General features: G+C 57.8%; 11 protein-coding genes. All 11 read left to right on the top strand.

Annotated features, from left to right (window positions below; genetic code table 11):
* Positions 1–396 precede the first annotated feature (396 nt).
* Positions 397–567 carry a hypothetical protein gene (locus BLV85_RS15340; RefSeq protein WP_176974046.1) on the top strand — a complete coding sequence of 57 codons (171 nt, stop codon included), beginning with the start codon at positions 397–399 and terminating at the stop codon, positions 565–567.
* Positions 568–785: 218 nt separating this feature from the next.
* On the top strand, positions 786–1,034 hold the full coding sequence (locus BLV85_RS13425; RefSeq protein WP_090415748.1) for a hypothetical protein: 249 nt from the start codon (positions 786–788) through the stop codon (positions 1,032–1,034).
* 24 nt (positions 1,035–1,058) lie between these two features.
* The gene (locus BLV85_RS13420) at positions 1,059–2,339 is read left to right on the top strand and encodes a pilus assembly protein TadG-related protein (RefSeq protein WP_090415747.1); all 1,281 of its coding nucleotides are present in this window, start codon (positions 1,059–1,061) and stop codon (positions 2,337–2,339) included.
* A gap of 5 nt (positions 2,340–2,344) precedes the next feature.
* Complete coding sequence (locus BLV85_RS13415; protein WP_090415746.1) at positions 2,345–2,824, top strand: TadE/TadG family type IV pilus assembly protein; 480 nt, start codon at positions 2,345–2,347, stop codon at positions 2,822–2,824.
* A complete protein-coding gene (locus BLV85_RS13410; protein WP_090415745.1) occupies positions 2,821–3,270 on the top strand; it encodes a TadE/TadG family type IV pilus assembly protein in 450 nt (149 codons plus the stop codon). Before BLV85_RS13415 ends, BLV85_RS13410 begins: the two co-directional genes overlap by 4 nt.
* 57 nt (positions 3,271–3,327) lie before the next feature.
* Positions 3,328–4,488 (top strand): CpaE/TadZ family protein, encoded by a 1,161-nt coding sequence (locus tag BLV85_RS13405; RefSeq protein WP_090415744.1) that lies wholly within the window; start codon positions 3,328–3,330, stop codon positions 4,486–4,488.
* An 18-nt stretch (positions 4,489–4,506) separates the two neighbouring features.
* A complete protein-coding gene (locus BLV85_RS13400) occupies positions 4,507–5,865 on the top strand; it encodes a TadA family conjugal transfer-associated ATPase (protein ID WP_090415743.1) in 1,359 nt (452 codons plus the stop codon).
* Between the two features lie 10 nt (positions 5,866–5,875).
* On the top strand, positions 5,876–6,850 hold the full coding sequence (locus tag BLV85_RS13395; protein WP_090415742.1) for a type II secretion system F family protein: 975 nt from the start codon (positions 5,876–5,878) through the stop codon (positions 6,848–6,850).
* Positions 6,851–6,923: 73 nt separating this feature from the next.
* Positions 6,924–7,868: a type II secretion system F family protein gene (locus tag BLV85_RS13390; protein ID WP_090415749.1), complete on the top strand. Its 945-nt coding sequence runs from the start codon at positions 6,924–6,926 to the stop codon at positions 7,866–7,868.
* Positions 7,869–7,877: 9 nt separating this feature from the next.
* Positions 7,878–8,387: a tetratricopeptide repeat protein gene (locus BLV85_RS13385; RefSeq protein WP_176974045.1), complete on the top strand. Its 510-nt coding sequence runs from the start codon at positions 7,878–7,880 to the stop codon at positions 8,385–8,387.
* A 3-nt stretch (positions 8,388–8,390) separates the two neighbouring features.
* Entirely contained in the window at positions 8,391–9,440 is a 1,050-nt protein-coding gene (locus BLV85_RS13380; protein ID WP_090415740.1) for a LytR C-terminal domain-containing protein, read from the top strand.
* The last annotated feature ends 340 nt before the right edge of the window (positions 9,441–9,780 follow it).

Raw genomic sequence — 9,780 nt, 5'->3', positions numbered from 1 at the left:
TGCTGCATAACAACATGCCGTTTGATGGTGACAAGTTTTTCAAAATAAAGGGCGCTAATATGTAAATTTTGCTTGACTGAAGACAGAGTATCTACGCGAGGCAATTCAATTATTGGGTGTATTTGTACCCGATTGGGTGGGCGTGAATTTGGGGCAGGCGTTGGCAGATGCCGGTGAGCCGTGAAAGCCGTAGGGTGCACCCGTGCACCGGTTTGCCGGGGGCTATGCCGTGGTGGTTGCGTTTGGCGGTGTGGTTGGGAGGGGTTGGCGGTGCACAGGTGCACCCGATGCGGGGCAATTCAATTATTGGGTGTATTTGTGCCCGATTGGGTGGGCGTGGCTTTGGGGCAGGCATTGGCAGATGCCGGTGAGCCGTGAATGCCGTAGGGTGCACCCGTGCACCGGTTTGCCGGGGGCTGTGCCGTGGTGGTTGCGTTTGGCGGTGTGGTTGACGGGGTTTGGCGGTGCACAGGTGCGCCCGATGCGGGGCAATTCAATTATTGGGTGTATTTGTGCCCGATTGGGGGGGGCGTGGCTTTGGGGTGGGCATTTGGCGGATGCCGGTGAGCCGTGAACACCGTGGGTGCCCTTGTGCACCGGTTTGCCGGGGGCTATGCCGTGGTGGTTGCGTTTGGCGGTGTGGTTGGGAGGGGTTGGCGGTGCACAGGTGCACCCGATGCGGGGCAATTCAATTATTGGGTGTATTTGTGCCCGATTGGGTGGGCGTGGGTTTGGGGCAGGCATTGGCAGATGCCGGTGAGCCGTGAATGCCGTAGGGTGCACCCGTGCACCGGTTTGCCGGGGGCTGTGCCGTGGTGGTTGCGTTTGGCGGTGTGGTTGACGGGGTTTGGCGGTGCACAGGTGCACCCGATGTAGTGCAATTCAATTATCGGGTGTATTTGGTGCCAGGCATCGATGGCCAGGCCGGTGACGCCATCTTCGACAACTACCGCAACGCTTTCCGCAACCCGCGGCCACCGATGCGCGGCGTCATCGATGTCGGCACCACCGGCGCCAGCGCGGGTACCGACTGACCATGTCCGACAGGAGCCTCAACCATGCATGTCATTCCTGACAAAGCCTTGAACCGGCGGCCGGCCCTGCCGGCCAGGCAACAGGGCGCCGTGGCCGTGATCGTCGCGCTGTCGCTGGCGGGCCTGATCGGCATCGTCGGCCTCGCGCTCGATCTCGGCAAGCTGTTCGTCGCCAAATCCGAGCTGCAGAACAGCGCCGACGCTTGCGCCCTGGCAGCCGCGCGCGAGCTGACGGGTGCCAATACCAATCAGCTCAAGTTGGCCGCAGCGGCCGGTATTGCGACCGGGCAACGTCACCAGGTGCTGTTCCAGGGCGAGCAGGTCGTCGTCGAACGCGTCACCTTCAGCGATCATCTGACCGGGGTCTATCAATCCGCATTTGAAGGCACTGGCGCACTCGGTATGCGCTTCGTCCGCTGTGAAGTCAATCGCAGCGAGATTGCCAACTGGTTCATTCAGGTACTGAATCTGATGCCGGGCGTGGATATCGGTGACCAGCGGGTGGCTGCGAGTGCAGTGGCTTCTGTTGTGCCGGGACAGACGACTTGTGCATTGCCTGTTGGGGTCTGTGAATCTGGTCTGGCGACGAAGGATGTGGGTGATTGGCTGGAAGCATTGTTGGTACCCGGCGCAGGATTGAGTGGAGATTTTCTGTGGGTACGCTTTGATGGACAGGGGGCAAGAGATTTAAAAGACATTTTGACTGGTCCAGGCCAGTGTGATGTCCCGGCAGCCAATCAACCTATCGAATCTGAGACAGGCATGAATGTAGGCGTCTATTCTGCCTGGAATACCCGTTTCGGCGCATATCAGGGGAGCTATAACGAGAACAATGCACCACCGGATTATAGTGGTTATGCCTATACCGCCAAGAACTGGGACAGCTGCCAGAATGCATCCGAGGATTTTTTCCAGAAGCGCGGTCAATTCACTCCCATTCAGAGTCCGAGCAGACACCCTACCGGTCTCAGGGTGCTTCCTCCTGCCGGGGCATCTTCTGAATCTGTGCACAGGAATCAGGGGGCGGATCGTCGACTTGCCATCGTACCCATAGTCGATTGCGGTGCCTTGGCAGGTAGTAGCCATACGACCACTATCAAGTCATGGGCCTGTGTGTTGATGCTGCATCCCCTGGATCAAAATTCTGACTCAGATGCTTTCGATGGATGTTCTTCCGGAACCGGAAACCGGGTGTTTCTCGAATATCTCGGCCAGGCAGATGCGCCTGACAGCCCCTGTGCGTCAGCCGGGGTTGTGGGCGGGCCGGGCAGTGTTGGCCCATTGGTGCCGGCTTTGGTGAGGTAAGCACTATGTATCGTTCAACATTCCGGTTACGCCAGCGCATGCAGGGTGCGGTCGCAGTCGAGATGGCGCTGCTGCTGGTGCCGATGCTGGTGCTGGTGTTCGGCGTGGCCGAATTCGGCCGCGCGCTCTACCAATACAACACGCTCGCCAAGTCGGTGCGCACGGCGGTGCGTCATCTCTCGCAGTACAATCCATCCGATGCCACGCGCTATACGCAGGCGCAAAACGAGGCCAGGTGTCTGGCAGTCCATGGCAACCTGATTTGCAACGGTCCGGCACTCGCGCCCGGGCTGATCACCAACATGGTCAAGATCAATGACACCCCGATTGTGGTGACAACCAGCGAGGGCACGACCATCAGTGTGGTGGAAGTGGGTATCGAGGGGTATGAGTTCGATTTCTTTCTTGATCCGCGCGCCTTTCTCGGCGGCGGCGAGCAATCGATTCGATTTGGCGATATTCGTGCCAGTATGAGGCAATCATGAACCATTACGGAATTTTATCCCGAGCCCGGAGCGGCCGCAGCTATCGGCAACGCGGGGTGGCAGCCGTCGAATTCGCCCTGCTGGCGGCCTTGTTGTTCACCCTGTTGTTTGGCGTGATCGAAATGAGCCGGGTGCTGTTCTACTGGAATACCGCGACCGAGGCGACTCGCCTGGGTGCACGGCTGGCGGTGGTGTGTGATCCGCATGCACCTGCCATTCGGCGCCGGATGCAGGAGATGCTGGGTGTGCTGGATTCGGGCAATATCGATATCGCCTATTCTCCTGAGGGTTGCAATCAAAACAGTTGCCGGTCGGTAACAGTCAGCATCACCGGGGTGACTGTCTCCACCCTGATCCCGCTGGTGCCGCTGACGCTTACCATGCCACCGTTTACCACCACGCTGCCACGCGAGAGTATGAACAGCACCAATCCGGATTGCAGCTGAGCCGCCATGCGCAAGGATCCTGCCCGATATGTTTTACAGGTTTGAAGGAGTGAATAATTGAAAATCGCCACCATTGCACAAGATTCACAGTGTCTGGATGCCATACAGAAATATCTTGCGCAAAGCCATGCCACACATACGCTGGTCTCCTCCATGGGAGGCATACAGCAGGTGCCTGCCGTGATCGAGCAGGAACATCCCGATTTATTGCTGCTGGAAGGCGCTGGCCTCAGTTCGAGCGAATTGCAGGTGATCGACCGGGCGACTTCGCGCTTTCCAGAGCTGGGCATCATCATGCTGTGTCCCGCCCAGTCGCAGGAATATCTGATCGAAGCCATGCGCGCCGGGGTGCGCGAGATCGTGCCGACACCGGTGACCCAGCATGTGCTGGTGGACGCGGTCGATCGCTTTCAGAAACGCAGGCAGCAAGCCAGGACAGCTATCCGCAAGGGCAAGATTCTGGCCTTCATTCCCTGCAAGGGGGGGAGTGGATCGACCTTTCTGGCCAGCAATATAGCCTATGCCCTGGCTGCCAGTGAGCAGAAGAAGTCGGCGCTGATCGATTTCAATCTGCAGTTCGGTGATGCGTCGCTGTTCGTGCAGGACAGCGTGCCCAAGACCACGATCGCTGATGTGACCCGGCAAATCGAGCGGCTGGATGGGTCCTTCCTGTCTGCCAGCATGGTGCAGGTGCTGCCCAATTTCGAAGTGCTGTCCGCCCCCGAGGAACCCGAGATGGCGGCGGAAATCAAGCCGGAACATGTCAAGCCGCTTCTGCAGGTGGCAGTCAAGCAATATGAATTCGTGGTGCTGGACATCGGCCGTTCGCTGGATGCGGTTTCCATCCAGGCGCTGGACCAGGCGGATTATATTTTTCCAGTCGTGCAGCAGACCCTGCCTTCCATCCGCGATGCCAAACGCATGATCAATACCTTTCATGCGCTGGGCTATGTCAACGACAAGATCCGCCTGATCGTCAATCGTTATGAAAAGAAGAACGATATCACGCTGGGCGACATTACCGATACCCTCAAACTCTCCGTCTTCAAAACAGTGCCAAACGATTACGACGTGGTGGCCGAGTCGGTCAATCAGGGTATCCCGGTGACGCGGCTGGCACAGCGCAGCGTGGTGGCCCGGTCGATTCAGGATATCGCGCGCGAATTGAGCGGCGTCAATCAGGAAAAGCGTTCCTTGAGAAAGCTGTTTGCCTTTTAACCTTGGGAGATATCTATCATGTCTATACGCGATCGCTTGCAAGGGGTCATACAGAGCAGCGCCACGGCTGCAAACGTGACCGCGGCCACCCAGACGCGCAACAATGAGGCCTATCATGAACTGAAGAGCAGGATTCATCAGGGATTGCTGGATAGGATGGATCTGGCCGTGATGGAAAGCCTGCCGCAGGAGCGCCTGCTGGCTGAAATCAAGGCCCTGGTGGAGCGGTTGCTGATCGAGGAGCGGGCGCCGATCAACGATCTCGAACGGCAGCGCATCGTGCAGGATGTTCAGAATGAAGTGCTGGGGCTCGGGCCGCTCGAGCCGTTGCTGGCCGACCCGTCCATTTCGGATATTCTGGTCAACACCCATTGCCAGGTGTATGTCGAGCGCCGGGGCAAGCTCGAACTGACCGATGTCCATTTTGCCAACGAAGCGCATTTGCGCAAAATCATCGACCGGATCGTTTCCCGCGTCGGCCGGCGGATCGACGAATCGAGTCCGATGGTCGACGCGCGGCTGGCGGATGGTTCGCGGGTCAACGCGATCATCGCACCGCTCGCGATCGATGGCGCATTGCTCTCGATCCGGCGGTTTGCGGTGGTGCCGCTCAAGGTGGAGGATTTGATCCGCCACAAATCGATGACACCGGCGATTGCCGATATCATCAGCGGTCTGGTCAAGTCCAAGTGCAGTATCCTGATTTCTGGGGGGACCGGCAGCGGTAAAACCACCCTGCTGAATATTCTTTCCAGTTTCATTCCACATTCCGAACGGGTGGTCACGATCGAGGATGCGGCTGAATTGCAACTGCAGCAACCGCATGTGGTGCGGCTGGAAACACGCCCGCCCAATGTCGAGGGCAAGGGCGAAGTGACGCAGCGCGCGCTGGTGCGCAACAGTTTGCGGATGCGGCCGGACCGTATCATCATCGGGGAGGTGCGCGGCGCGGAAGCGATCGACATGCTGCAGGCGATGAACACCGGTCATGAGGGTTCATTGGCGACCATCCATGCCAATACGCCGCGCGATGCGCTGAGCCGGGTCGAGAACATGGTCGGCATGGCTGGGCTCAATCTGCCGCCCAAGGCGATCCGCCAGCAGATCAGCGCGGCGATCACGGTTGTGATCCAGGTTTCCCGCCTGTCCGATGGCAAGCGCAAGATCATGAGCATCCAGGAAATCACGGGCATGGAAGGGGATATCATTACCATGCAGGAAATCTACCTGTTCGAGCAGACAGGCATAGGACCCGATGGCGCGGTGCTCGGGCATTTCCGGGCGACCGGCATCCGGCCGAAGTTTGCGGAGCGCCTGCGGATTTTCGGGTCACCCCTGAGCGACGATCTGTTCGATCCGAACCGCCGCTACGAGTAGGGAGGGCTGGATGGACGATTATCTTTACTATCTTTTTATTGCGCTCGCGTTTCTGGCCGTAGTTCTGCTGCTGGAAGGGGGCTACCTGGTCTGGCGTGCCAACCAGGGGCCTGAAGCGAAGCGCATCAAGAAACGGCTGCAGGCAATTTCCGCTGGCTGGCAGGGCGGGGATGCCTCCTTGCTCAAGCAGCGGTTGCTCAGCCATTCACCGCCATTGCAGCGTTTTTTGTTGCAGCTGCCGCGCATTCACAGTCTGGACCGTTTGCTGGTGCAATCGGGGATGTCGTTGATGGTGAGCCAGTTTCTGGTCTATACCCTGATAGCCGCTGTCGGTGCCATGGCTTGTGCGGCATTGCTGGGTCAGTCCTTCCCCATGATGCTGTTGTTTGCTGGGCTGGGCGGCATGATTCCGTATTTGTTTGTGGTCAGAGCGAGAAGCAAGCGGCTGTCGCTGATTGAGCAGCAGCTGCCGGAAATGATCGATTTGATCGCGCGTGCATTGAAAGCGGGCCATGCCTTTCCCGGTGCCCTGCAAATGGCCGCCACCGAGGGCACGGAACCGGCTGCCGGAGAATTCCGGTTGGTCTTCGATGAAATCTATTTTGGCGTCTCGATGCAACAGGCGCTCATGAATCTGGCGGTGCGCGTGCCAATTACTGATCTGCGCTATTTTGTCATTGCTGTCCTGATACAAAGTGAAAGCGGCGGCAATCTGGCGGAATTGCTCGAGAAAATCAGCCAGCTGATCCGCGACCGCTTGACGCTGCTGGGGAAAGTGCGCGTGCTCTCGGCCGAGGGGCGGCTGTCGGCCTGGATACTTTCCTGCCTGCCTTTTGCCATGGCCTTGATACTGAATCTCATCAATCCTGGTTTTATGAGTATCTTGTGGACGGATCCGATGGGCGCGACAATCATCGGCACGGGGCTGGGGATGATGGCCATCGGTATCTTTGCCATGTCGCGCATCATCAAGATCCGGGTATGACGGCATCCGGGCGCATGCAGATTTTTTTTCAGGCGTATGTTTATAGACCGATACCTTCAATGGTGATTTGATCATGATATCTGTGGAAACAGTCTTTCTGGTGATGATTTTTCTGGCGGTGGCTGGTATCGTTTATTCCGTCATACTTGCATTCGCGCCGCGCTCGACTAAAACCCGGCTCGGGCAAATTGCCGCCAGCGATGCCTCGCCAGCTGATGCACTGGCCGAACAGGAATGGAAGGAAACGGTTGTCAAGTTCTCGCAACCCCTGGCAGAGCTGGCATTGCCCAGCGAGGAATGGGAAACATCTCCTTTTCGTGCACGCTTCATGCATGCCGGACTGCGCGCCAGTTCTGCGCCGACGATTTATTTCGCGGCCAAGACTTTGCTGGCGCTGCTGCTGCCAGGCCTGTTCCTGTTTTCTGCCGGGATCGGTCAACTGGAGCTGAGCACTCAGGCCAGCATACTGATTCTCACGCTACTGGCCACAATCGGCTATTACACACCCAATCTCTGGCTGTCCCGTGTGATCGAGACACGCCAGCGCGAGCTGTTCGAAAATTTTCCGGATGCAATCGATTTGATGACGGTCTGCGTGGAAGCCGGCTTGGGGCTGGACGCGGCGCTGGCCAAGGTGGGTGAAGAAATGCAGGTGAGCAGTCCGGTGTTATCGGAAGAGATCCAGTTGGTGGGATTGGAGCTGCGTGCCGGTGCCAGCCGTGAAAAGGCATTGCGCAATCTGGCTGCCAGAACCGGTGTGGAAGAGATTGAGGCACTGGCAGCCATGCTGATCCAGGCTGACCGCTTCGGAACCAGTACCGCCGCCTCGTTGCGGGTGTATTCGGATACACTGCGCACCAAACGCCGCCTGCGGGCGGAAGAGGCCGCCGCCAAGATTGCCTTGAAATTGCTGTTTCCACTGATTTTCTTTATTTTTCCTGCCCTGATGATCGTATTGCTGGGGCCTGCCTTCATCAGTATTTACCGCAACCTGCTGCCCGCACTGGCGGGTCAATAAAGGATGATTATGCATCGATACAAAACTGGAAAACTGCTTGGGTTATGCTGCGCCCTCTTGCTCATCAGCGGATGCGCGACGCAATCGACCCAAAATCGTCTGGCACAGAATGCTTTGTCCGAATCCCGCACACAGCAGGCGACCCTGCAGGATCTGGCCAGGCTGTATCAGGCCGGCCGCCAGCATCAGCAAGCCGGAGACTTTCCTGCTGCGATTGCCGCCTATGAAAAGATTCTGGCGATCGATCCGGCTTATGTCGAGGCGCACAATGGCCTGGGGGTTGTCCATGCGCAAATGGATAACCCTCAACTGGCGGTGCGCCATCTGACAACGGCGATCGAGCTGGCGCCGCTGGCATCCCATTTGCACAACAACCTGGGATATGCGTATTTGCTGCAGGGAAATCTGGCCGATGCCGAACGTGGCTTCCAGCAGGCGCTGCAGTTCGATCCCGAGAATGAACAGGCGCGCGCCAATTTGATGACTGTGCGTCAACGGCTGCGCGCGACAGGAGAATGACCGATGCCTGTATTCAAACGAAAATATGCCTGGACACTGGGTTGTCTATCCGTGCTGGCGGGATGTACCCATTTTTATCCCGTTGGCAATCATTCGGGTGTGAATATCCATCCTGTCATGCAGGTAAGACAGCCGGACAGGAGCGCCGACCGGCTCTATAATCTGGGGCGCTATCACCATCGCAGAACCGAATACCAGGATGCGATCACCGCCTATCAGCAGGCGCTGGCTGTCGACCCGGCCTATGTCGAGGCGCATAATGGCCTTGGCATAGTCTACGCGATCCAGGGGCGGCATGCGTTATCCTTGCAGCATTTCAGGCAGGCCATCGCCATGATGCCGGCCGCCACCTATCTGCACAGCAACCTTGGCTACGCGCTGCAGTTGCAGGAAAGCTACGCCGAAGCAGCGGCTGCCTATCAGGAAGCCTTGCGCCTTGACCCACTCAATCACAAGGCACGCAAGAATCTGGCCCATCTCAACCGGCAGCTGGGGCTGGATACGGCTGCTGCCACTGCCACCGCAGCAGAGCAGGGCACAACCAGTGATACCTCCGCCGCTAATGTGGCACAGGCGCGGCCGGAGCCGGTATCCCGGATCGTGCAGATTGCCCCCAATGTTTATGAATTGCGAGATGCTGTGCAGCCCTCCAAGACGGGCAGCGTCATGCAGACTGCCCCAGCCAGCCATGTGGCTGCCGAAACGGCCAGCGCGCCCCAAAACAAGCGAATCGAGGTTTCGAACGGTAACGGCATAAGCGGGATGGCCAGGAAGGTAGCAAATTTCCTGGCGCAAGCTGGGTATCCCGGCGCACGCCTGACCAATCACCCCAGTTTCCAGCAGGCCAGCACCGAAATTCACTACCGACCGGGTCATCAGGCCCAGGCCGAACACATGCGCAGTATGCTACCCAATGGGGTGGCTAAATCGTTTGAGAACAAGAGCTTGCGCGATGATATCGGGGTCAAGATTCTGCTGGGCAAAGACCTGCAAGTCGCCATCGATTATTTCAACCCGGCCAGACCCCGGCAGCTTGCCTTGAATGAGCGGTGATACGGTGCGCAAGTGCACTGCAACCGGTGATGGATTATCCGGGCTGCTATTGAGAATTGATTGCTCCTGGGTGGCGATGTTTGCCGACAGCTGGTATTCAGATTTGGTTTGATGGTGCACAGGTGCACCCTACGCTGGGGCGGTCACGATCCGATTTTGTAGGGTGCACCTGTGCACCGCATCCGGCGATGGATTATTCGGACTGCTTGTCTCGCTTGCGGTCAATAGTGGTGGCATAGCTGATTTTTATTAGTCCGAAGTAAGGTTAAAACCACCGCCTTTAAGGCGGTAAGATTTATCTTTTAAAATTTTGGACGTACCATGATGCTAAAAGTAGGGG

It is taken from the genome of Nitrosomonas halophila (assembly GCF_900107165.1).
Classification (GTDB): Bacteria; Pseudomonadota; Gammaproteobacteria; order Burkholderiales; family Nitrosomonadaceae; genus Nitrosomonas; species Nitrosomonas halophila.
Note: the sequence above shows the minus strand (reverse complement) of the source record. Positions and strands in the feature narration are given on the sequence as shown.

What these genes read in the sequence shown, in the direction of transcription:
- BLV85_RS13400 (WP_090415743.1), top strand. Translation starts at nt 4,507, where the DNA reads ATGTCTATACGCGATCGCTTGCAAGGGGTCATACAGAGCAGCGCCACG.
- BLV85_RS13380 (WP_090415740.1), top strand. Translation starts at nt 8,391, where the DNA reads ATGCCTGTATTCAAACGAAAATATGCCTGGACACTGGGTTGTCTATCC.
- BLV85_RS13415 (WP_090415746.1), top strand. Translation starts at nt 2,345, where the DNA reads ATGTATCGTTCAACATTCCGGTTACGCCAGCGCATGCAGGGTGCGGTC.
- BLV85_RS13410 (WP_090415745.1), top strand. Translation starts at nt 2,821, where the DNA reads ATGAACCATTACGGAATTTTATCCCGAGCCCGGAGCGGCCGCAGCTAT.
- BLV85_RS13420 (WP_090415747.1), top strand. Translation starts at nt 1,059, where the DNA reads ATGCATGTCATTCCTGACAAAGCCTTGAACCGGCGGCCGGCCCTGCCG.
- BLV85_RS13395 (WP_090415742.1), top strand. Translation starts at nt 5,876, where the DNA reads ATGGACGATTATCTTTACTATCTTTTTATTGCGCTCGCGTTTCTGGCC.
- BLV85_RS13390 (WP_090415749.1), top strand. Translation starts at nt 6,924, where the DNA reads ATGATATCTGTGGAAACAGTCTTTCTGGTGATGATTTTTCTGGCGGTG.
- BLV85_RS13385 (WP_176974045.1), top strand. Translation starts at nt 7,878, where the DNA reads ATGCATCGATACAAAACTGGAAAACTGCTTGGGTTATGCTGCGCCCTC.